Source organism: Burkholderia aenigmatica (assembly GCF_902499175.1).
GTDB lineage: Bacteria > Pseudomonadota > Gammaproteobacteria > Burkholderiales > Burkholderiaceae > Burkholderia > Burkholderia aenigmatica.
In genome coordinates this window covers 1-22639 of the sequence record NZ_CABVQC010000053.1, presented here as the reverse complement: position 1 = coordinate 22639, position 22639 = coordinate 1, and the positions used below count along the sequence as shown (strand labels likewise).

The 22639-nt window shown below is 69.3% G+C and carries 18 protein-coding genes; 7 read left to right on the top strand and 11 right to left on the bottom strand.

The genetic code is table 11. From position 1 onward, the window contains the following. Positions 1 to 26: 26 nt before the first annotated feature. From BDO18943_RS30150 to BDO18943_RS30135, 4 genes are read right to left on the bottom strand one after another with little or no spacing between them, the layout of a single operon-like run. A complete protein-coding gene (locus tag BDO18943_RS30150) occupies positions 27 to 4214 on the bottom strand; it encodes a bifunctional nitrate reductase/sulfite reductase flavoprotein subunit alpha (protein ID WP_175025147.1) in 4188 nt (1395 codons plus the stop codon). A gap of 16 nt (positions 4215 to 4230) precedes the next feature. Beyond that, positions 4231 to 4578, bottom strand: a complete 348-nt coding sequence (gene nirD, locus BDO18943_RS30145) for a nitrite reductase small subunit NirD (RefSeq protein ID WP_011354949.1) — start codon at positions 4576 to 4578, stop codon at positions 4231 to 4233. Positions 4579 to 4616: 38 nt separating this feature from the next. Then, the gene (nirB, locus tag BDO18943_RS30140) at positions 4617 to 7205 is read right to left on the bottom strand and encodes a nitrite reductase large subunit NirB (RefSeq protein WP_175025146.1); all 2589 of its coding nucleotides are present in this window, start codon (positions 7203 to 7205) and stop codon (positions 4617 to 4619) included. Between the two features lie 21 nt (positions 7206 to 7226). After that, positions 7227 to 8552, bottom strand: coding sequence for an MFS transporter (locus tag BDO18943_RS30135; RefSeq protein ID WP_175025145.1), 1326 nt, complete (start codon positions 8550 to 8552; stop codon positions 7227 to 7229). Positions 8553 to 9220: 668 nt separating this feature from the next. Between BDO18943_RS30135 and cobA the strand changes: the two genes are divergently transcribed. The 6 genes from cobA (at position 9221) to BDO18943_RS30105 (ending at position 14566) form a co-directional block, all read left to right on the top strand. Further along, positions 9221 to 9991, top strand: a complete 771-nt coding sequence (gene cobA, locus BDO18943_RS30130; protein ID WP_175025144.1) for a uroporphyrinogen-III C-methyltransferase — start codon at positions 9221 to 9223, stop codon at positions 9989 to 9991. A gap of 156 nt (positions 9992 to 10147) precedes the next feature. Then, positions 10148 to 10744 carry an ANTAR domain-containing response regulator gene (locus BDO18943_RS30125; protein WP_175025143.1) on the top strand — a complete coding sequence of 199 codons (597 nt, stop codon included), beginning with the start codon at positions 10148 to 10150 and terminating at the stop codon, positions 10742 to 10744. Positions 10745 to 10749: 5 nt separating this feature from the next. Next, positions 10750 to 11802, top strand: a complete 1053-nt coding sequence (locus BDO18943_RS30120) for a CmpA/NrtA family ABC transporter substrate-binding protein (protein WP_175025142.1) — start codon at positions 10750 to 10752, stop codon at positions 11800 to 11802. 121 nt (positions 11803 to 11923) lie between these two features. Then, complete coding sequence (locus BDO18943_RS30115; protein ID WP_175025141.1) at positions 11924 to 12523, top strand: uracil-DNA glycosylase family protein; 600 nt, start codon at positions 11924 to 11926, stop codon at positions 12521 to 12523. Positions 12524 to 12800: 277 nt separating this feature from the next. Further along, complete coding sequence (locus BDO18943_RS30110) at positions 12801 to 13742, top strand: helix-turn-helix transcriptional regulator (RefSeq protein ID WP_043191084.1); 942 nt, start codon at positions 12801 to 12803, stop codon at positions 13740 to 13742. Between the two features lie 125 nt (positions 13743 to 13867). Beyond that, positions 13868 to 14566, top strand: coding sequence for a fumarylacetoacetate hydrolase family protein (locus tag BDO18943_RS30105; RefSeq protein WP_175025140.1), 699 nt, complete (start codon positions 13868 to 13870; stop codon positions 14564 to 14566). A gap of 67 nt (positions 14567 to 14633) precedes the next feature. Here BDO18943_RS30105 and BDO18943_RS30100 read toward each other — a convergent pair whose 3' ends face one another. The 5 genes from BDO18943_RS30100 to BDO18943_RS30080 all read right to left on the bottom strand — a co-directional run bounded on the left by BDO18943_RS30100 (position 14634) and on the right by BDO18943_RS30080 (position 20021). Further along, on the bottom strand, positions 14634 to 15173 hold the full coding sequence (locus tag BDO18943_RS30100; RefSeq protein ID WP_175025139.1) for a DUF4303 domain-containing protein: 540 nt from the start codon (positions 15171 to 15173) through the stop codon (positions 14634 to 14636). Between the two features lie 161 nt (positions 15174 to 15334). Further along, a complete protein-coding gene (locus tag BDO18943_RS30095) occupies positions 15335 to 16546 on the bottom strand; it encodes an MFS transporter (protein WP_175025138.1) in 1212 nt (403 codons plus the stop codon). Between the two features lie 227 nt (positions 16547 to 16773). Beyond that, positions 16774 to 18345, bottom strand: a complete 1572-nt coding sequence (locus tag BDO18943_RS30090; protein ID WP_175025137.1) for a trypsin-like peptidase domain-containing protein — start codon at positions 18343 to 18345, stop codon at positions 16774 to 16776. A 324-nt stretch (positions 18346 to 18669) separates the two neighbouring features. Continuing rightward, the gene (locus BDO18943_RS30085) at positions 18670 to 19308 is read right to left on the bottom strand and encodes a hypothetical protein (protein ID WP_175025136.1); all 639 of its coding nucleotides are present in this window, start codon (positions 19306 to 19308) and stop codon (positions 18670 to 18672) included. A 122-nt stretch (positions 19309 to 19430) separates the two neighbouring features. Further along, positions 19431 to 20021: a DUF3304 domain-containing protein gene (locus BDO18943_RS30080; RefSeq protein WP_175025135.1), complete on the bottom strand. Its 591-nt coding sequence runs from the start codon at positions 20019 to 20021 to the stop codon at positions 19431 to 19433. 376 nt (positions 20022 to 20397) lie between these two features. Here BDO18943_RS30080 and BDO18943_RS30075 point away from each other — a divergent pair, with 376 nt between their 5' ends. Then, positions 20398 to 20955, top strand: a complete 558-nt coding sequence (locus BDO18943_RS30075; RefSeq protein WP_043191096.1) for a sugar O-acetyltransferase — start codon at positions 20398 to 20400, stop codon at positions 20953 to 20955. A gap of 18 nt (positions 20956 to 20973) precedes the next feature. Here the strand turns inward: BDO18943_RS30075 and BDO18943_RS30070 are convergent, their stop codons facing one another. Next, positions 20974 to 21378, bottom strand: coding sequence for a hypothetical protein (locus BDO18943_RS30070; protein WP_235996226.1), 405 nt, complete (start codon positions 21376 to 21378; stop codon positions 20974 to 20976). An 89-nt stretch (positions 21379 to 21467) separates the two neighbouring features. Beyond that, positions 21468 to 22639: MocR-like pyridoxine biosynthesis transcription factor PdxR (pdxR, locus tag BDO18943_RS30065; protein WP_175025134.1), on the bottom strand; the 1172-nt coding region annotated here is incomplete at its 5' end.

Below are 22639 nucleotides of genomic sequence, written 5' to 3'. Positions count from 1 at the left end.
CGGACGGCACGCCGCCGCTCGCGCGTTCAGTACACGTCCCGCATGTAGCGGCGCGCCTTCGAGAGCCGCGCAACGTAGTCGTTCGCGGCCTCGTCCGACATGCCGCCGTGCTCGGCGACCACCGCCTTCAGCGCCGTGTCGACGTCCTTCGCCATCCGCGCGGCATCGCCGCACACGTAGAAGTGCGCGCCTTCCTCCAGCCACGCGAACAGCTCCGCGCCCTGCTCTCGCATCCGGTCCTGTACGTAAATCTTGTCGGCCTGGTCGCGCGAGAACGCCAGGTCGAGCCGCGTCAGGAAGCCGCTGTCGTGCATCGCGCCCAGTTCGTCGCCGTAGTAGAAATCGGTCTGTGCGTGCTGCTCGCCGAAGAACAGCCAGTTGCGCCCACGCGCGCCGCGCGCCTGCCGTTCGTGCAGGAAGCCGCGAAACGGCGCGACGCCGGTACCGGGGCCGACCATCACGATCGGCACGTCGCCGTTCACCGGCGGCCGGAAATGCGCGGACTTCTGCACGAACACCGGCACGCGGCCGTCGTCCGCGCGATCCGCGAGGAACGTCGACGCAACGCCTTTGCGCGCGCGCCGGCCGTTGTGATAGCGCACGGCCGACACGGTCAGGTGGATCTCGCCGTGGTGCGCGCTCGGGCTCGACGCGATCGAATAGAGGCGCGGTTGCATGCGCTTCAGCATCCCGACCAGTTCCGTGCCCGACAGCTCGACCGGAAATTCGTGCAGCACATCCGCGAGCTGCTGCCCCCACAGCCATTGCTTCAGGTCGCCCTTGCGGTCGTCGCCGAGCAGCGACTTCAGCGCGCCGTTCGCGCTGCGCGACGCGATCAAGGCGAGCGTGTCCGGATGCGGGCGCGTGATGTCGAAGTGACGCGCGAGCGCGTCGCCGAGGCGCACGTCGCCGACGCCCGCCACCGACACGGGTGCATCGGCCTTCAGCGCGGTGACGGACAGCAGTTCGTCGACCAGTTCCGGGCAGTTGGTCGGCCACACGCCGAGCGCGTCGCCGGTTTCGTATTCGAGGTTCGCGCCTTCGGTCGACAGCGACACGTAGCGCGTGTCCTTCGCCGCGCCCGGACGGTTGAGCCGCAGGTTCGCGACGAGCTTCGACGGCGCCGGATGCGCCTTCGTCGGCAGCAGTCCCGACGGGCTCATCCCGCCGGACGGCACCGCGTGCAGCGCGGCATCGGCCTCCTTGATCCGCGCGACGACGCGTTCGAGCCACTGGTCGGCGTCGCGCTGGAATTCGACGTCGCAATCGACGCGCGCGCAGAGACGCGCCGCGCCGAGTTCCGCGAGCCGCGCGTCGAGCCGGCGGCCGTGGCCGCAAAACTGGTCGTAGTTGCGATCGCCGAATGCGAGCACCGCGAAGTGCACGCCGTCGAGGCGCGCGGCGCTGCCGGCCTGCAGCGCTTCCCAGAATTCGCTGCCGTTGTCGGGTGCATCGCCGTCACCGAACGTGCTCGTCATCAACAGCACGTATTGCGCACCGGCGAGCGAAGCGAGCGGATAGTCGGACATGCACGCGGTACGGATCTCGAAGCCCGCGTTCATCAGCTGCGTCGCGTAATCCTCGGTCAGCGATTCGATGTTGCCGGTCTGCGACGCCCACAACAGCACGACCTTCGGCCGCGTGCGCACGATCCGCACGCCACCGGACGCGCCGGCATCGGCCGGCAGCGCGGGCGCCGCGGCACCCGGCAAGCTCGCCGGCAGCGCGCGGCTGAACAGCCCCGCGAGCATCCCGTCGAGCCAGAACCGCACCGGCGGCGTGAGCGGCGCGCCAGCCGGCAGCACCGGCACGCTGCCCTCGCGCCGGCCGGCGCTCGCCTTCAGCCCGCTGACGAGCCCGGCCACGTACAGCCGTTCGGTGTCCGTCAACGGCGGCGGCGCGAGATCGGCCACGCCGAGCGCGGCCGCGAAAGTGTCGATATCTGCCATGTCGGATTCCTGTGAAGCAGTCGCCTGCGCCAGCACCGGCGCGGGCCGCGCGTCGTCGGCGCGTGCATCGGGTTGCGTCGTCTCGTCGTCGGCGGATGCGAACGCATCGGTCTCGACGCGTCGCAGCGCGACCGCGCAATATTTCAATTCGGGTTGCTGCGATTCGGGATCGATCGCGTCATTCGTCACCGCGTTGATGCACAGGTCGTCGCCGTACACATCGTTCCAGTGCATCGGCGCGAAGCAGTTACCGCGCTGCACGCGCTCGGTCACGACAGCCGGCAGCACCGCGCGGCCGCGCGCCGAGCGGATCTCGACGCTGTCCTTCGCGGCGATGCCGAGCGCGCTCGCATCGTCCGGGTGCAGTTCGACGAACGGGCGCGGGTTGAGCTTGTTCAGCATCGCGACCTTGCCCGTCTTCGTCATCGTGTGCCATTGATGCTGCAGCCGCCCGGTGTTCAGCACGATCGGGAACGTGTCGTCGGGCAGCTCGGCCGGATTGACATGCGGCCGCGCGAAGAAGCGCGCCTTGCCCGACGGTGTCGGGAACGCGAGGCGCGGTGCATCGTCGCCGTCGGCGGCCGGACGCAGCGTTTGGCTCACGCCGTCGTTCAGATAGCGGATCGGGTGCCGCTCGCGCGCGGTGCCCGGCGCAACCGGCCATTGCACGGGCCCGTCGCGCAGCGCCGCGTGGCTCGCGCCGCGCAGGTCGTAGCCGGTCGCCGGATTCGAGAAGCGGACGATCTCGTCGAACACGTCGGCCGCCGACGCATAGTCGAACGCATCGCCAAAACCCATCGCGCGCGCGACTTCCGCGACGATGCGCCAGTCGGGCAGCGCGTCGCCCGGCGGCGCGACCGCCGCGCGCATCAGCGTCATGTTGCGCTCGGAGTTGATCATCACGCCGTCGCCCTCGGCCCACAGCCCGCCCGGCAGCAGGATGTCCGCGTAGCGGTTGGTCTCGGTATCGAGGAACGCGTCCTGCGCGATCACGAGCTCGGCGGCCTGCAAGCCGGCGATCACGTTCTGCCGGTTCGGCACCGTGGCGACCGGGTTCGTGCAGATGATCCAGCATGCCTTGATGTCGCCCGCAGCCATCCGCGCGAACATGTCGACCGTGCCTTGCCCCGTCTCCTTGCGCAGCGTGCCGGCCGGCACGCGCCACAGGTTCTCGACGAAACGGCGATCATCGTCCGACGCCACCGAGCGCTGGCCGGGCAGCCCGGGCCCCATGTAGCCCATCTCGCGCCCGCCCATCGCGTTCGGCTGGCCGGTCAGCGAGAACGGCCCGCTGCCGGTGCGGCAAATCTTGCCCGTCGCGAGGTGCAGGTTGCAGATCGCGTTGGTGTTCCACACGCCGTGCGTGCTCTGGTTGAGCCCCATCGTCCAGCAGCTCATCCACTCCTGCGCGTCGCCGATCCACTGCGCGGCCGTGCGCAGGTCGGCTTCCGCGAGCCCGGTGATCGCCGCGACACGCTCGGGCGTGTAGTCGGCGAGGAACGCGGGCATCGCGTCCCAGCCTTCGGTGTACGCGTCGATGAACGCGGCATCAGTCCGCCCGTTCGCGTGCAGCAGGTGCAGCAGCCCGTTGGTCAGTGCGAGATCGGTGCCCGGCCGGATCTGCAGGAACAGGTCGGCCTTGTCGGCCGTGCCGGTGCGGCGCGGATCGACGACGATCAGCTTCGCGCCGGCCTTCACGCGATCCATCATCCGCAGGAACAGGATCGGATGGCAGTCGGCCATGTTCGCGCCGATTACGAAGAACAGGTTCGCGCGGTCGAAGTCCTGGTACGACCCGGGCGGGCCGTCCGCGCCGAGCGACTGCTTGTAGCCGGTGCCCGCGCTCGCCATGCACAGGCGCGAGTTCGACTCGATGTTGTTGGTGCCGACGAAGCCCTTCGCAAGCTTGTTGACGAGGTACTGCGCCTCGATCGACATCTGCCCCGATACGTAGAACGACAGCGCGTCGGGCCCGTGCGTATCGAGCACCGCGCGCAGGCGGCGCGCGGTGTCGGCGATCGCGTCGCGGGCCGGCAGCGGCACCAGGTCGTCCTCGCGCGCGCGGCGCACGAACGCGCGGTCGAGCCGCCCCGAGCGGCGCAGCGCAACGTGCGCCGACGAGCCCTTCGTGCACAGCCGCCCGAAGTTGGTCGGATGGTCGGAGTCGCCGGACACCTTGACGACTTCGCCTTCCTCGACGTGCAGCACCATCCCGCAGCCGACGCCGCAGTACGGGCACACGCTCTTGACGGGGGTGGCGGTCATGCGCGCTCCGGGGCGGTCAGGCTGCGATCCACACGAAGCCGTCCTCGACCCGCGACGGATACGCGCTCACCGACTGCTCGGGCGCCTCGAGGCATTCGCCGGTGCGCAGGTCGAAATGCTGCTTGTACAGCGGCGACGCGACGACGACACGCTCGCCGAGGCTGCCGATCAGCCCGCGCGACATCACGGCCGCCTGCGATACCGGATCGACGTTGTCGATCGCAAACACGCCGCCTTCTTCAGCATGTGCGACGTGAAAAACCGCGACCTGCTCGCCGTTGACGAGTGCACACACGCCGGTGTTCGGCACGATGTCGTCGAGCGGGCACACGCGGGTCCAGGACAGCGGAAGACGATCGTTCATGATGGGCTCCTTGGAAAAGACGCTGGTGTCGGTCAGGGTCAAACGGTTGCGGGTTCGGTTGCGGCTTGCGTCACGCCTTCAGCCACGACGGGAATCGACACGGGCTTGCCGCCCGCGCGTTCGCCGGGCGTCGCAGGCCGGATCTGGCCGCGCGTCTCGACGAATTCGATGGTCGTGTCCGGCGCGTCGCTGTTCACGAAGTGGCGGAAGCGCTTGCGCGTGTCGGGATCCGTCACGGCCTTCTTCCATTCGCACTCGTAGGTGTCGACCACGTGCTGCATGTCGGCTTCGAGTTCGGCGCCGATCCCGAGCCGGTCGTGCACGACGACGTCGATCAGGTAGTCGAGCCCGCCTTCGAGGTTGTCGCGCCACACGCTCGTGCGCTGCAGCCGGTCGGCGGTGCGCACGTAGAACATCAGGAGGCGGTCGATGTAGCGGATCAGCGTGGCACGGTCGAGATCGGACGCGAGCAGTTCCGCGTGGCGCGGCTTCATCCCGCCATTGCCGCACACGTACAGGTTCCAGCCCTTCTCGGTCGCGATGATGCCGACGTCCTTGCCCTGCGCTTCCGCACACTCGCGCGTGCAGCCGGACACGCCGAACTTGATCTTGTGCGGTGCGCGCAGCCCCTTGTAGCGGTTCTCCAGGTCGATCGCGAGACCGACCGAATCGTCGACGCCGTAGCGGCACCACGTCGACCCGACGCACGACTTCACGGTGCGCAGCGCCTTGCCGTACGCGTGGCCCGATTCAAAACCGGCCGCGATCAGTTCTTCCCAGATCGACGGCAATTGCTCGACGCGCGCGCCGAACAGGTCGACGCGCTGGCCGCCGGTGATCTTCGTGTAGAGCCCGTACTTCTGCGCGACCTGGCCCACCGCGATCAGCCCTTCCGGCGTGACTTCGCCGCCCGGCATGCGCGGCACGACCGAGTACGTGCCGTCGCGCTGGATGTTCGCGAGGTAGTAGTCGTTCGAATCCTGCAGTCCGGCGTGCTCCTTCTTCAGCACGAATTCGTTGAAGCAGGACGCGAGAATGCCCGCCACCGCCGGCTTGCACACGTCGCAGCCGAGGCCGTGGCCATGCTTCGCGAGCAGTTCGTCGAAAGTCGTGATGCGCTCGACGCGGATCAGGTGGAACAGCTCCTGGCGCGAATGCGGGAAGTGCTCGCACAGATGGTTGTTGACCGCGAGGCCCTGCTTCTTCATCTCGGCCTTCATGATCTGCGTGACGAGCGGCACGCAGCCGCCGCACGACGTGCCGGCGCCCGTGCACGTCTTCAGCGCGCCGAGGCTCGTCGCGCCGTCGGCGACCGCCGTGCAGATCTGCGACTTCGACACGTTGTTGCACGAGCAGATCTGGGCGGCCGCGGGCAGCGCTTCGACACCGATCGCCGGCTTCGCGACGCCGTCCGACGACGGCAGGATCAGGAATTCCGGCGACTCCGGCAGCTCGATGCGGTTCAGCATCATCTGCAGCAGCGTGCCGTATTCGGCAGCATCGCCGACCATCACCGCGCCGTGCAGGAACTTGCCGCAGTCGGACACCACGAGCTTCTTGTAGACCTGGCGGCGCTCGTCCGCGTACTGGTAGGTGCGGCTGCCGGCCGTCGTGCCGTGCGCGTCGCCGATGCTCGCGACGTCGACGCCCATCAGCTTCAGCTTCGTGCTCATGTCGGCGCCCGCGAACGCGGCCTCGACCTCGCCGTTCGCATCGCCGCCGAGCTGCTTCGCGACCACGCGCGCCATGTCGTAGCCGGGGGCGACGAGGCCGTACACCATGCCGTTCCAGGCCGCGCATTCGCCGATCGCGTAGATGTCGGCGTCGCTCGTGCGGCACGCGTCGTCGATCGCGACGCCGCCGCGCGGGCCGATGTCGAGCCCGCATGCGCGGGCCAGTTCGTCGCGTGCGCGGATGCCGGCCGAGAACACGATCATGTCGGCGTCGAGGTGCGAGCCGTCGGCGAACGCCATCCGGTGCGTGCCTTCCTCGCCATCGACGATCTCGAGCGTGTTCTTGCCCGTATGCACGGTCACGCCGAGCGCCTCGATCTTCGCGCGCAGCATCCGGCCGCCGCCGTCGTCGACCTGCACGGCCATCAGCCGCGGTGCGAATTCGACGACGTGCGTGTCGAGCCCCATGTCGCGCAGCGCCTTCGCGCATTCGAGGCCGAGCAGCCCGCCGCCGACCACGACGCCGCGCTTCGCGTGCGTGCCGCACGCCTGCATCGCTTCGAGATCCTCGATCGTCCGGTACACGAAGCAGCCGTCACGATCGTGCCCCGGCATCGGCGGCACGAACGGGCGCGAACCTGTCGCGAGCACCAGCTTGTCGTACGCGAGCGTTTCGCCGGACGCGAGCGTGACCGTATGCGCGGCCCGGTCGACCGACGCGACTTGCGCGTTCAGGCGCAGGTCGAACTGCGGATGACGTTCGAAGAAGCCGGGTTCGACGAGCGACAGGTCGTCCGCCGACTTGCCCGCGAAGAATTCGGACAGGTGCACGCGGTCGTAGGCCGGGCGCGGTTCCTCGCCGAGCACGGTGACCTGCAGCGCGCCCGCTTCCGCTGCGATGCATTCGAGGAGCTTGTAGCCGACCATGCCGTGGCCGATGACGATGAGTTTCATGGTGACGTTTCCTTCGGTCGATCAGTTCGCGGCGCTGCTGGCAGCCAGTGCGCGGTCGCGCAACTCGGCTTCGCGTGCCTTGTGTTCTTCGCTGAAGCGCACGGCCATCGCGCACAGTGCGGTCGCGGTGACGGCGAGGCCGAGCAGGCTAAGCGTGTGCTGCACATCGCCGACGCCCTTCAGCAGGAAGGCCGCGGCCACCGCGCCGACGTTGCCGCCCGCGCCGACGATCCCCGCGACGCCGCCGAGCGCCTTGCGGTCGATGAACGGCACCAGCGCGTAGGTCGCGCCGCAGGCCATGTGCGTGAAGAGGCCGAACGTGAGCATCGCGACAAGCGCGACGCCGATGCTTTGCGCATGCGAGAACCAGATCAGCCCGAGCCCTTCGCCGACGATCAGCGCGCACAGCAGCGCGGCGCGCACGTCGAGGCTACGGCGCGCAGCGATCTTGTCGGACAGCCAGCCGCCGAGCGCACGGGCAAACAGCGCGAGCAGCCCGAACAGGCCGACCGCGAAACCGGCGTCCTTCAGCGACAGGCTGAAGTGATCGACGTAGTACAGCGCGGCGATGTTGTGGATGAACACCTCGACGCCGAAGCACGCGCCGTACGTGACGAACAGCATCCACACGCGATAGTTGCCGCAGGCCGCGACGAAGCTCGCCCAGCCGCCCTTCTTGCCGCTGTCGACCGTCACGCCTTCCTTGCGCAGCGCGACGAAGTCGCCTTGCGGGCAATCCTGCGTGAAGCGCCAGTACGCCCAGGCCATCGCCAGCATCGCGACGCCCGGCACGACCAGCGCGATGCGCCACGACGAATCCTCGCCGACACCGAGCATCAGGCCGGCGGCGACCAGCAGCGGCATCAGCGCCTGCGTGGCACCTGCACCGGCGTTGCCCCAGCCGGCCGTCGTCGCGTTCGCGGTGCCGACCACGTTCGGCGCGAACATCACCGACGTGTGGTACTGCGTGATCACGAAGCCCGCGCCGATCGCGCCGATGCCGAGCCGGCAGATCAGGAACGACAGGTAGTCGTGCGTGAACGACACCGCGAACACCGGGATCGCGCCGAGCAGCAACAGGCCGACGTACACTCGGCGCGGGCCGAAGCGGTCGCACAGCGGGCCGACCAGCAGCCGCACGGCGATCGTCGCGGCCACCGCGGCGATGTTGATGTTGGCGACCTGGGCCGCCGTCAGATGAAATTCGCGTGCGATCAGCGGCATCAGCGGCGCGCACGCGAACCACGCGAAGAAGCACACGAAGAACGCCATCCACGTCAGGTGGAACGCGCGCATCGGCGCGGTGCGGAAGCTGAAGAGATCGATACGGGTAGCTTTGTCGGTCATGTCATCCGCCAAACGAAAAACGGCGTCCTGCGCACCCGGTCTCGTCGAGACCCGATGCGTAGGACGCCGTTGCCCATGAAGCCCGTTGCCGGGCGCGTCTAGTAATCGGTACTGCCGGACGAATCGCCGTTGATCCGCCCGAACCTCCTAACGCAAACGCCGTGCCATGTTGATGCGAATCAAGCCCGCAGCCCCGTCGAGCAAGGCTCGCCGGCTGTCGTGCGGCGCGCGGCGACACGTGGCGCGCGATGCGCCGTGATGCAGCGAGGCACAGATGTGGTGCGCTGCAGCACTGTCGCCGTGCGACATCGCGGTGCGCGCTGACGGGGCACGATGCACGCCGATGCGGCATTGCGGTTGCCCGCGCGCGGCGGCTGCATGCACGCGCGGGGCCCTCGTGCGGCGCGGTGCGCGCCGTTCCCGCCGTGCCGGCACGACGTGCCATGCCGGTTGGCCCGGATATTGCTGAACTCGATGCATGACACCGGCAACGGCGCCGGTGGGCAGTCCCCGCAAACCATGCCCGTCTTACCGGCGGGCCGATCAGGACAACGGTGTCCCTCCGTGCGCGGCACGGCTGGATGCCGGTGCGTTTCGACCGCCCGCCGCCGCCGCCGCGCAGACAACGCGCTATCGACCGCCGCATGCAGGCGGCACAGGAACACGACATGACGACAGGCAAAGTCACGCTGCTGGGCGCCGGCCCCGGCGATCCCGATCTCCTCACGCTGAAGGCCGCGAAGGCGCTGGCCGCTGCCGACGTGCTGCTGCTCGACGATCTGGTCGCGCCCGGCATCGTCGAACTCGCGCCGCAGGCACGCGTGATCCGCGTCGGCAAGCGCGGCGGCTGCCGCTCCACGCCGCAGGCATTCATCGAGAAGCTGATGTGCCGCTACGCGCTGCGCGGTGCGCACGTGGTACGCGTGAAAGGCGGCGATGCGCTGCTGTTCGGGCGTGCCGGCGAAGAACTCGCGACGCTGCGCGCCGCCGCGATTCCGGTCGAGATCGTCAACGGCATCTCGTCGGGCTTCGCCGCCGCCGCGAGCCTCGGCATCTCGCTCACGCATCGCGAGCATTGCCACGGGGTCACGTTCGTCACCGCGCACCGTCAGGACCACGGCGAGCCCGACTGGGCACGTCTCGCTGCGACCGGCACCACGCTCGCGATCTACATGGGGATGAGCCGCGTCGACAGCATCGCCGCCGGCCTGCTCGCCGCGCTGCCGCCCTCGACGCCGGCCGCAGCCGTGCAATGGGCCGGCACGCCCGACGAACGCCGCTGGACCGGCACGCTCGGCCATCTCGCGCGCGGCATCGACGAAGCGCGGCTCGGCAGCCCGGCCGTGATCCTCGTCGGCGGCGCGATCGGCGAAGCGGCCGTGCAGCACGTGCCGGACGCGGGCGCCGCGCTCGAAACGGCCTTGTCCCGGGCCGCATAGCATGCGCGACACCACGCGGCACCGGCCGCCCACCTATCATGAAGACAGCGGCACCGGCCGCCGGGCCATCGCGCCCGGCACTGACCCGATGCGCGCGCGGGGCCACCGCCCCCGATCCGGGCATCGCGCCACGATTTCGCCGCCGCCGTTCGCGTCATGAGTACGCCTGCTTCCTCCGCCCGCCTGCGCGTGCTGCTCGTCACCGATACCGACAAGCCGATCGGCGAGCTCGGCGACGCGCTCGCGCACCTCGGCTACGAAATGCTGAACGACGTCGCGACGCCCGCGCGCCTGCCGGCCGCCGTCGAGGAGCAGCATCCCGACGTCGTGATCATCGATACCGATTCGCCGTCGCGCGACACGCTCGAGCAGCTCGCGGTCATGCACGCCACCGCGCCGCGCCCCGTGCTGATGTTCAGCCACGACGCGAACCAGTCGCTGATTCGCGCGGCGGTCGGCGCGGGCGTCAGCGCGTATCTCGTCGAAGGATTGTCGGCCGAGCGCCTCGCGCCGATCCTCGAAGTCGCGCTCGCCCGCTTTTCCCACGACGATGCGCTGCGCCGCCGGCTGGCCGACGTCGAGCGCGAACTCGCGGAGCGCAAGCTGATCGACCGAGCGAAGCGCCTGCTGATGGACCAGCGCAAGCTGTCCGAACACGACGCGTATGCGGCGCTGCGCAAGCGTGCGATGGATCATGGCCTGCGCATCGTCGACGTCGCGCGACAACTGCTCGACGCGTCACCCCAGTCATGACCGCTATGGATACTTCACTTCCCGTCGCGCCGGAACGCGCGCATCTTCGCCTCGGGTTCGTCGCGCTGAGCGACGCGGCCCCGCTGATCGTCGCGCAGCGCCTGAACCTCGGCGCGCGGCACGGTCTCACGCTCGAACTCAGCCGCCAGCCCTCGTGGGCCGCCGTGCGCGACAAGCTGCTGAGCGGCGAGCTCGACGCCGCGCATGCGCTGTACGGACTCGTCTGCGGGCTGCAGCTCGGCATCGGCGGCCCGCAGGCCGACATGGCCGCGCTGATGGTGTTGAACCGCAACGGCCAGGCGATCTCGCTGTCGCGCGGTCTCGCCGACGCGTATCGCGCCGGCGGCAGCGTGCGCAACGCGTTCGCGACGCTCGGCCGCAAGCCGCTCCTCGCGCAGACGTTCCCGACCGGCACGCACGCGATGTGGCTGAACCACTGGCTCGCGTCGCACGACGTCGATCCGCTGCGCGACGTGCGCAGCGTCGTGATCCCGCCGCCCGAAATGGTGGCCGCGCTGGCCGGCGGCGAGCTCGACGGCTTCTGTGCCGGCGAGCCGTGGCATGCGGTGGCCGACGCCTGCGGCGCGGGGCGAACCGTCGCCGTCACGAGCGAGATCTGGCCCGATCATCCGGAGAAAGTGCTCGCGACCCGGCGCGATTTCGTCGCGCTGTACCCGGCCACGGCCCGCGCGCTGATCCGCACGCTCGTCGATGCCTGCGCGTGGCTCGACAGCGCCGCGCACCGTCGCGACGTGGCCGACTGGCTCGCGTCGCCCGACGCGCTCGGCGTGCCGGCCCGGTTGATCGCGCCGCGCCTGCTCGGCGACTACGGCTCGGGGCCATTCGCCGTACCGCCGCTGCCGATTCGCTTCCACGACGGCGGCGCCGTGAACCGCCCCGATCCGCGCGAAGGCGAGTGGTTCCTGTCCCAGTACCGGCGCTGGGGCATGCTCGACGGTTCGCACGACGACGCGGGGATCGCCCGCGCGATCGCGCAAACTGCGTTGTATGATGCTGCGGTCGCCGAAAGCGGCGCAGCGGGCCCGTCGCGGGCGTGATGCGGGCCGCGTGATGCCGGCGGCGCGCGCGCCCGCGCCATGCTTGTCCGGGTCGCCTGTCGGCGACCGGCACGCGCCCCCGGGCGACGCCGCATGACCACTCCGTCCCCGCTCAGAATCGATGCCGAAACCCTCGCGCGCGCCGCTCGACGTGCTGCTCACTGAAATCCGCGCGTGCCGTGTCTGCGAAGCCGACCTGCCGCTCGGCCCGCGCCCGGTCGTGCGTGCCCATCGCGACGCGCGGATCCTGATCGTCGGGCAGGCGCCGGGCGCACGTGTCCATGCGAGCGGGATCCCGTGGGACGATGCAAGCGGCAAGCGGCTGCGCGGCTGGCTCGACGTCGACGCCGACACGTTCTACGACGAGACGCGCTTCGCGATCGTGCCGATGGGCTTCTGCTACCCGGGCCGCGGCGCAAGCGGCGACAACCCGCCACGCCCCGAATGCGCGCCACTGTGGATCGACCGGTTGCTCGCCGAGTTGCCGTCGATCCGGCTCACGCTGCTGATCGGCCAGTACGCGCAGCGGCATTTCCTGCGCGACACGCGCAAGGCCACGCTGACCGACACCGTGCACGCATGGCGCGACTACGGCCCCGACGTGCTGCCGCTGCCGCATCCGTCGCCGCGCAACCAGGCGTGGTTCAAGCACCACCCGTGGTTCGACGCCGAGGTCGTGCCCGAGCTGCGGCGCCGGGTCGCGCCGCTGGTTGCCCGGTAGGATCCGGGCGCGCCGGCGCCAGCCAGCGCCATCGCCCGATCACTGATATCGAACCGCGCGACGAAGGTGGAGACGCTCGCGCCGGTCGGCACGGCAAGCGGGCTGGGCGGCGGCGGCAGTCCGCGTGCCCGTTATCCCGGCTTCCCCCGAAAGCACGACCGACGCGCGGCACGCCGCGACCGACCCCGGGCCAAGCCGCACGGCCGCACAGATCGCCGTCGCGCCCGGTTCGCTGTACCATCGCGGCTCAACCGCGTCACGAACAGCAGAATCCTTCATGCCCTCCACCGCCCCGCCGCGCCTGTACGGGATGCCCGAACGCAGCGACCGGCTCGACTTCTACATCCGCGACCAGGCGTCGCGCCAGGCGATCACCGAGCCGCACCGGCACGCGTACTTCCAGATCCAGTTCAATCTCGGCGGCGACACCGAGCAGCGGATCGGCGGTGTCACGCGGCCGTTTCCGCGCGGCGCGCTCGCGTTCGTGCTGCCGCACCGCGAGCACCTGATCCCGCATCCGGAAGGTGCGCACTTCATCGTGATCAACTTCAGCCAGGCGTTCCTGCGCGCCGATCTCGACGTCGACCCGCTCGATCTCGAGGACGTGCCCGCGCACCGCTTTCCCGAGTTGACGCCGTTCCGCTTTCAGGAACACCTCGACTTCATCCTGACCGGCGACACCTACGACGAAGCGCGCCGCCTCGCGCTGTGCATGCTCGACACCGATCGCGTGCGCACGTTCGGCTCGACCACGTTGCTGCGCGGCTACCTGCTGCAACTGATCGGGCTCGTCTGCACGCAGTACGCGGGTGCGCTCGACAAGCTCGCGCAGCGCGGCGCCCAGCGCGCTGGCCGGCGCGACGCGCTCGCGCGCGTGCTGCGGCATGTACGCGCCAACCTGACCCGCGAGGACCTGACGCTCGCCGCGACCGCCGAGGCCGCGTTCCTGTCGCCCAACTACCTCGCGCACCTGGTCCGCAAGGAAACCGGCAGCACCTTCACCGATCTCGTGACCGAGCGCCGGATCGCGCTCGCGCAGTCGCTGCTGGCACACACGAGCCGGCGCATCGCGGACATCGCACGCTCGGTCGGCTTCCGCGACGAAGGGTATTTCGCGCGACGCTTCCGCGCGCGGGTCGGCGTATCGCCGAAGGCGTATCGCGACGCGAATGCCGCGCTGCCGGACGGCGACGACGCACCGGCAGCCGCCGACGCGTAGTTTTGTCCCGGTAAAACGCAGTTGCGTCGCATCCGGCCGGACGGGCGTCGGGTATCGTTGCACGCATGCCGGCCCGTGCGCCGCACGGGCGCCGCATCCGTCTTCCCACCGAACGAGGCCATCCGATGTCCGAATATGTCATCGACGCTGCCGAGCGTCCTTCCATCGAAGTCGAACAGTCGTCCGCGCGCTTTCCGGTGCGCCGCGTCTTCTGCGTCGGCCGCAACTACGCCGACCACGCGCGCGAAATGGGCGCCGATCCCGACCGTGAGCCGCCGTTCTTCTTCACGAAGCCGGCCGACGCGATCGTCCCGGCCAGCGGCACCGTCGCCTATCCGCCGCTGACGAACGACCTTCATCACGAAATCGAGCTAGTCGTCGCGATCGGCAAGGACGGCCGGTCGATCGACCCGGCCGACGCGCTGTCGCACGTATGGGGCTACGGCGTCGGCGTCGACCTCACGCGCCGCGACCTGCAGGCCGAAGCGAAGAAGCTGAGCCGTCCGTGGGACTGGGCGAAGGGCTTCGACGCATCGGGCCCCGTGACCGCGCTGCGCGCGGCGTCAGCCACCGGCCACCCGGCGACGGGCCGCATCTGGCTCGCGGTCAACGGTGAAACGCGCCAGCAAGGCGACCTGGCCGACATGATCTGGGCCGTTCCCGACGTCATCGCGTATGTGTCGCGCTCGGTCGCGCTGAAGGCCGGCGACCTGATCTTCACCGGCACGCCGGCCGGCGTCGGCGCGCTGCAGCCCGGTGACCGCGTCACGGGCGGCGTCGACGGCGTCGCGACGTTCGAGTTCGTCGTGGGCGCGAAGCCGTAAGCCGTAACTCACGCTGTACGCATGGCGGCCGCCCGCCTCGGGCCGCCGTGCGATATCCCGATCGCCGTCAGTCGTAGCGGCGCAGGAATGCGTCGACGACGGCCGGCGGATTCAGCGCTTTCGCCGATTCGTTTTCGAGTGCCTCGGCAGCGTCGTCGTCGCTGATCGACACGAACAGCGTGATCGCCGCCCTTTCGTCGCCCGTGCCGAACAGGCCTTCGCGGTCGAGCAGGCGCAATGCTCCGATCATCTCCGCGTGCAGTTGTCGCGAAAATTCCGAGAACCTCGACCGGACAAACTGCGGGCTCAGCAGGTCATCGGCGAGCTTGCCGCAGATCGCATTGAACGGCGACGCTTCCGCCGCCGCATACGCCCATTCGGAAAAGCCCCACGCATACCACGGGTCGTCGTCCGGAACGGCCTGTTGCTCGCGGATCCGGCGCAGCCCCTCGACCGAATTGGCCGCCGGCACCACCGTCATCGCGCCGCTGTCGGTGTACAGCGCGAACGCGTAGAAATGCTCGTCCGGGTGCTGCGCCCGCAGCGCCCGGAATGTCGCTCGCGCGGCGTCGGCAATTTCCCGCTGGAAATCAGAAAAGTCGCTCATCCCATCCTCGTCCAGTCGCCCTTCGCGCGCCGGGGAGCACTCGGTGCGCGGCGGGTTCGTCGTCTCCCGGTGTCCGGCCGATTGTCCGCCAATCGCCCGCGACACGGTAGCGGTGCCCACACCAGCCCCCGGTTCCACGCGGCGCGATACCACGCCTGCGTTCACCGCCCAACGTCCCGCGCGTCGAACACCCGCACGCAGACGGCCGCCGCCAGCGCGATCGCGGCCGACAGCAGCATCATCGCCAGCGGCGCATAGCCCGCGTTGCCGGCCGTCAGCACCGCGCCCGTCAACGACGAAAGCGCGGCGCCACCGGCGATCGTCATCGCGCCGGCCAGCCCGGACGCGCTGCCAGCCAGTTCCGGGCGCACCGACACCGCGCCGGCATGCGCACCCGGATTGGTCAGCCCGTTGCCGATGCCGACCAGCACGCACGGCCCGAACCATGCGATCGCCTGCGTCGCGCCGCCGAACATCAGCGCGAGGCCGATCAACGGCCCTGCGCACGCGACGACCCGTCCGCACAGGATCGTCGTGGCCAGTGCGTAGCGACGCGCGTAACGCGCGGCCAGGAAGCTGCCGCACACGAAGCCGGCCGTGATGGTTCCCATGTAGAAGCCGATCTCCGCGGGCGCGATACCGAACACCGTTTGCGCGGCGAGCGGCGCGCCGGCCAGGAACGCGTAGAACGAGCCGGTCGAAAACGCCATGCAGAGCGCATAGGCCCAGAAGCGGCGCGCACGAAGCAGCGCCGGATACGCGCGAAGCTGCTGCCCGAGGCTCGACGACCGGTTCGCGTGGGTTTCGACGAGATCGAACGCACACCAGACGAACAGCGCGATGCCCGCCGCGCCGAGCAGCCAGAAGCTCGCACGCCAGCCCAAGGTCTGATCGAGCGCGCCGCCCAGCGTCGGGCCGAGCATCGGCGCGAACGCGGCCGCCATCGCCGCATAGCCGATCCGGCTCGCCGCGCGCGTACCGCCACCGGTGTCCCGGATCGTCGCCATCGACACGGGATAGACCGACGTGATCGCCGCCTGCATCAGCCTGCATGCCAGAAACGCGCGAATATCGGTCGCCATCGCGCAGCCGAGCGAGCCGAGCGCGAACATGCCGACGCTCGCCAGCACGACCGGCCGCCGCCCGAACCGGTCCGACAGCGGTCCCATTACAAACTCGAGCGACGCGGCCACCGCCGCGTAACCGCCGAGCGACAGCGCGACGAGCGCGTAGTCGGCGCGCAGGTCGCGCGCGATCGCCGGCAGCGACGGCAGGAACAGACTCAGCGGCAATACCGAGCACGCGCACAGCAGGATCAGCGTCGCGTATCTCGGCGACGCCCGTTCGGAAGCGATCGGCAGGTTCGATTGCAAGCGGATGCCCTCCGCGCACGTGCCGCACGGCCGTGCGCAATGCAAAAAAAAGCCCCCGAACGAGTCGGGGGCGCATGGGTGCCGGCGCGGTGCCGCTACCGGACCCTGCGCCTGCTGACTACGACGATGAAGCGTGCTGTTTTCATGCCGGATGGCTCCTGAATGCCTGGCTGACTACGTGCAATATCGGATGATCGTAGACGGACGATGGCGGACGCGTCAACGCCCTAACGCGCACGCACCGACACGAACTTCCGTGCGTTGTTACGCTGGATCAGCACCGCGATCACGCTGCCGCCGGTCGCTTCGAGCGACTGCACGTCGTCGGGCGTCTCGAGCAGCTTGTCGTTGAGTTCCAGCACGACATCGCCCGGCTGGATCCCCGCGCTGGCTGCCGGGCCGTGCACCGCATCCACCATCATCCCGACCGCGAGCCCCGTCGAACGGCGTTCGTCGTCGCTCAGCGCATGCATCGTCAGCCCGAGACGGTCGCCGCCGTCGCCCGCCCCGGCTCCCGGCCCCGGTCGTGCGGCCGCCTTCGGCGCGGCCGTGCCGACGGCCGGGCCCTCGTTGCCGGCGGCCTCGTCGGCGCCCGTGATCGTCAGCATCACCGGCGCGCGGTTGCGGATCAGCCGCAGCGGCGCCTTCTGGCCCGGCGGCAGTGCGGCGGCCAGGTCGTTCAGTTCGGCCGAGCGGCCGATCGTCTTGTCGCCCAGCTTCACGATCACGTCGCCGGGCTTCACGCCGGCCGCGGCAGCCGGCGAACCGGGCGCGACGCCGTTGACGAGCGCGCCCGCCGGCCGCGGCAGCCCGAACGCCGCGGCCAGCCCGATGCCGACATCCTGCACGTCGACGCCGAGCGCGTTGCCGGACGACGCGTCCGGCGCCTGGGGCTGTTGCGCCTGCATCTGCTTCTGCAGTTGCGCACGCACCTTGGCGGCAAACGCGATCGGGATCGCGAACGTCGTGCTCGCGTAGCGGTCCGCGCCCGTATAGACCTGTACCGCGATGCCGATCACGTCGCCCGCGCGATTGAATACGGGGCCGCCCGAGTTGTCGGGGTTCGGCGCGATGTCGGTTTCGAAGAACGGAAACGCGCTGCCGTCCGGCATCCGGTGCGACGTGGCGCTGACGATGCCGGCCGTGACCGTGTTGCCCGATCCGTCCGGCGCGCCGATCGTCATCACCGGTTCGCCCGCGCGCACCTTCGACGAATCGCCGACACGGACGAACGGCAGCTTCGTCGCGTTGACGCGCAGCACGGCGACGTCGCTTTGCGGATCGACGGCCAGCACCGTCGCCTTGAATTCGCGGCGGTCGGTGAGCCGTACCGTCACGTCGGTCGCATCGTCGACCACGTGCGCCGACGTGAGGATCAGGCCGTCGGCGCTGACGATGAAACCCGAGCCGCTGCCCGATACCGCGCGCGGCGACGTGTCGGGTGCAGGCGCCGGTGCCGGCGCCTGCGAGCCTTGCGCGGGCGGCGGCGCGTCGTGCCGGAAAAACGCGGCGAGCGGATCGTCGGGATCGAGGATTGCGAAGGACGGGCCGCCGGCCTGCTGGTCGGGCGCGGCGGTCATGATGGTCACGACCGCCGGGCCGTAGCGGTCGACGATCGCCGGAAAATCGACCGGCATCGCGTAAGGCGCAGCAGCCGGCCGCTGCTTCATCGGGTGTGGCGTGACAGGCGGCGAGACCGTTCCGGCGAGGACGGCCGGCGGGGGCAGCAAACACCCGGCAAACACGCCCCCGATCAACGCGGTGCGAAGCACGGCGCGAGCAAGCGTCTGGCGAACCACGGTGCACCTCCCCCGGGAAGTCACGGCGCCGACATGCGCGAGACGCGCAGGCGCCCGACAAGCCCCGGTACACGCATCCATTTATAGTCCAAGCGGCCTGTTCGAACATACGAATCGAAACCCGAATACGGGGCGGCGCATCACGCGCGGAGCCGCGACGGCGTTCGTTTCGAACAAAGTGCGCGGTTCGTCAATCCGCACAAGTCCGATTGTCGTGCATGGCGATGGGCGGTGCGTGTCAGGCGGCGCCATGGATGCGCGCGACGTCGAGCTTCGCTCGCCGTGGAGGCCGACGATCTCCGGGAGGCGAGCGATCGCCCGCCATCACATCGAATCGATCGTGTGGGCTTCCGCCAGCGTTTGCAGGCGTCGACTCAGATCCCGGACCGCGCCGGCGGGCGCCCCTGACACGACCAGGCACAGGTTCTTGTAGATCCACACGAGTCCGAGTCCGGGACCGGGGATCGAACTCTGGACCGACACGCTTCCGAGCGGATCGGGATTCGTCTCGAACGGCACGTACGAGATCGTCGGCGAAGTTGTCTCGTTGAGAAAGTAATCCGCCGCCTTGAAGCGATCCTTGGCCTGCGCAACCGTGATCGACACGCGTGCTCCGTTGAACCGGCCGTTGAAGACAAACATCCGGAAATCCTTGAGCGGCCCGGTTTCGTCGACAGGCTGTTCGAAATGCTCGATCTTCAGCGCCTTCAAACCCGGGACGCGCTGGGTCGCGAGCTTGCCCCAGTCGAACGCGACGATCTTCCGGCCATCGTCGGTCGCGAACTTCCGGTCGAAATCGATGTGCGACTTGAATGCGTCGACACGCGCGGTCGGGCTGAAGGCACGCCGAATGGCTGCGGCTCTTTCATCCGCGCTCGTGACGCTTCCCGATACCGGCGCCTGCGCATGGCTCGCGCCGACAAGAATGGAACATAGCAACAGACCGATGACCTGCACTTTCATTTCACCGCTCCCGCGCCGGGCAGCATTTTTGTCGTCGTCATGAAGCCCGCGAGGCATCGCATCCTGCACGCCGGGAATCGCTACGCCGGCATCGGGCCGCCCGGCGGCCGCAACACGAACATTCATCTCGCCGCCCCCGCCATTCCCTTGTCCGGTGTCGGACAGTCACGGCTGCTGTTCAATACCGTGAAGTGGCCCGGACACGCCTTGCCCGGGACCTGCAATCCTTCGGGAAATTCCGGTGCGCCCGGCAGCCACGGAGACGCGTATGCCTTGATCCTGTCCCCCGGGAAAAACACGATCCACAGATAACCGTCCGAGAACGAACCATACGGCTCGATCGGCACGACCCGGCTAGCCAGTGCATGCGGATCGCGCTTGAACATCTCGTCGTTGCGCCATTCGACATCGACCGTCAATCCCTGGCGCCATTGTTCCGGAACGGACACACAGCATGTGATGCCGCCGCCGGCGCTGCCGATACGGGCGGCCACATTCCCGCCCCAGGTACCGTCGACATAGAAGGTACCGATCGGCACGTCCGTGTAGTTCAGCGCGTTCAGCTTCAGCCCGATCCCGGCCTCATCGGCCGCCGTAGCGGCTTGCGGATCCGCATGATCCGTCGCGCGAGAGCACCCGGCTCCCGTCACGCAGGCAGCCAGGAAAACGGCCAGACGAACGACGGCTATCACCGAGCCAGTTCGCACATTCATGACGCAATTCTCTTGTCGGAATCCCGAAGTGAAATCGAAAGGGATACGGTAGCGGAAATCACCGGCAACGGGTAAGGTTACCCGCGCATCAATCCCCGCCCACCTTCGCCGCCATCGCCGTCAGCATCCGCAACATCGGCTCGAACGCGACAACGCAAGGTGATGCGCGTGCTGCGGGTCGCATGGCTTCATCCGCGCAGGGCCGTACCGGGAGCCGGGCTCCGGGCCCCGGTTGTCGCGTCTGGCCGCTGTACGAAAAACGGGCTCGTTGACGGCTGCCGGCTTGCCGCTACCGGCCTTCCAGAAGCGGGCCGCGCAGCGAGACAACGCAGCGTCAACCCGGAACAGTGAATGCCGACCGACAGGATCCCCGTGCATGCCGCATGACGACCGCACCCTCCTCATTCCCCGACGAACGCCCGAATCGGCGACGATGCTCGCGAACGTCAAACGCGCGATGGCACTCACCGCCCGCCTCAACCGCCTGTCGTTCGACGATGCGGACGAAGTCCGCGCGTTGTTCGGCGAACTGATCGGCAAGCCGGTCGACGACAGCTTTCTGCTGCTTCCGCCGTTCTATACGACCGGCGGGCCCGACATCACGGTCGGCCGCAACGTATTCGTCAACCAGAACTGCACGTTCTACGATCTCGGCGGGCTCGACATCGCCGACGACGTGATGATCGGGCCGAACGTGAGCCTCATCACGTCCGGCCATCCGCTGGAACCGTCGAAGCGGCGTGCCGCCGTCGTCGCGAAGCCGATCGCGATCGGGCGCAACGTGTGGATCGGTGCCGGCGCAACGGTCATCGGTGGCGTGACGGTGGGCGAAAACGCGGTGATCGGCGCAGGGGCCGTAGTCACGCGGGACGTGCCGCCGAATACGCTGGTGGGCGGCAATCCGGCGAAGGTCATTCGGTCGATTGGTGATTGAGGTCGCGTAGCGCGACGCCTACTTGATGCACCAGTAGCGCGCCGCAAATTCCTTGTTGATCGACACGACGACCATCCCGTTCGCATTGCGCGGCGGCTTGCCTTCCGAGCAGCGAGCGTTGTCCGACACGAAATACTCGACATTGCCGCGCTTGAACGTCCAGTCGGTATTGACGCACGGGTCGGTGCCGACCGTTTCCTCCGTGCCGCCGTGCAACTCGACGTCCGGCTTGCGATCGACCGAGTGCGGCTTGTTCCAGGCCCGGTAGTTCAGCGTGCCGTTCGCGGCGCGGTCGATCACGATGTGATGCTTGTCGGTATCGCAGATGAATCCGTCCTGGGTGGACTGCGCATGGGCGGCAGCGGTCGCCAGCAACGCGCATGCGGTACCGGCGAGCGCAAAGAATCTGTAAGGCGTGAGCACGTTCGATCAGGAAAAGAAGGGGAAATCGGAGGCAATACGGTAGCGAAAATCACCGGCGACGGGTTGGTTTTCCAGTGCCCGCCCCGCCCTCAATCTCCGCCCACCCGCTCCGCGATCGCCGACAGCAACCGCAACATCGGCTCGAACGCGTCGGCCGACGTGTTGCCGAAGCCGAGCACGAGCCCGTTGCCCGCCGATGCCGCATCGATCGAAAATCCCGACAGCGGAAACGGCCCGATGCCGTGCTCGCGCGCCGCGTCGACGATCGCGCGATCGCGGTAGCGCGCGGGCAGCCGCAGCGCGAGATGCAGCCCGCACGGCCCGCCCTCGATCTCATGCGGCACGCTCAGGTTGCCGTCGAGCGCGGCCAGCAGCAACCGCCGCCGGTCGCGATACAGCCGGCGCATCCGGCCGAGATGGCGGCCGTACTCGCCCGTCTCGATGAAATCGGCCAGCGCGAGCTGCACGTGGCGCGTCCCGCCGCGCAGCATCTCCGGCAGCACCGGCCGCACCGCGGCCAGCAGCGCATCGGGCAGCACGAGAAAACCGATCCGCAGCGCCGGAAACATCGTCTTGCTGAACGAGCCGAGATAGACGACGGGCGAATCGGGTGCGAGCCCGTGCATCGCACCGATCGGCTCTCCGGTGTGACGGAATTCGCTGTCGTAGTCGTCCTCGATGATCCACGCGCGATGCCGGCGCGCGGCATCGATCAGCGCGAGCCGGCGCGAGATCGACAGCACCGCGCCGGTCGGGAACTGGTTCGACGGCGTCGTGTAGACGAGGCGCGGCGTCCGCTCGCGCCAGTCGTCCGCATCCGCGCGCAACCCTTCCGCGTCGACCGGCATCGGCACGACGTCGAGGTCGGCCGCCTGCATCGCGGTGCGCGCGCCGCGATAGCCGGGCTCCTCGACCCACACCGTATCGCCCGGGTTCGTCAGCAACTGCGCGCACAGCGCGATCGCACCCTGTGCACCTTCCGTGATCACGATCTGCTCGGGATCGCAGCGCACGCCGCGCGTCACGGCCAGGTGGCGCGCGATCGATTCGCGCAGCGCGCGCTCGCCGAGCGGGTCGCCATAGCCGAGCAGGTCGCGGCCGGCGCGGCGCAGCGCGCGGTCGATCGCGTGGCGCCATGCGTCGGCCGGGAAATGCGTCAACGCGGGCACGCCCGGCCGGAAGCCCTCCGATTCGCCGGTGCCGATGCGGCTCGGGCGAATCCGGCCGAGCCGCTGCGCGACGGCCGGCGGCGCGGCACGCC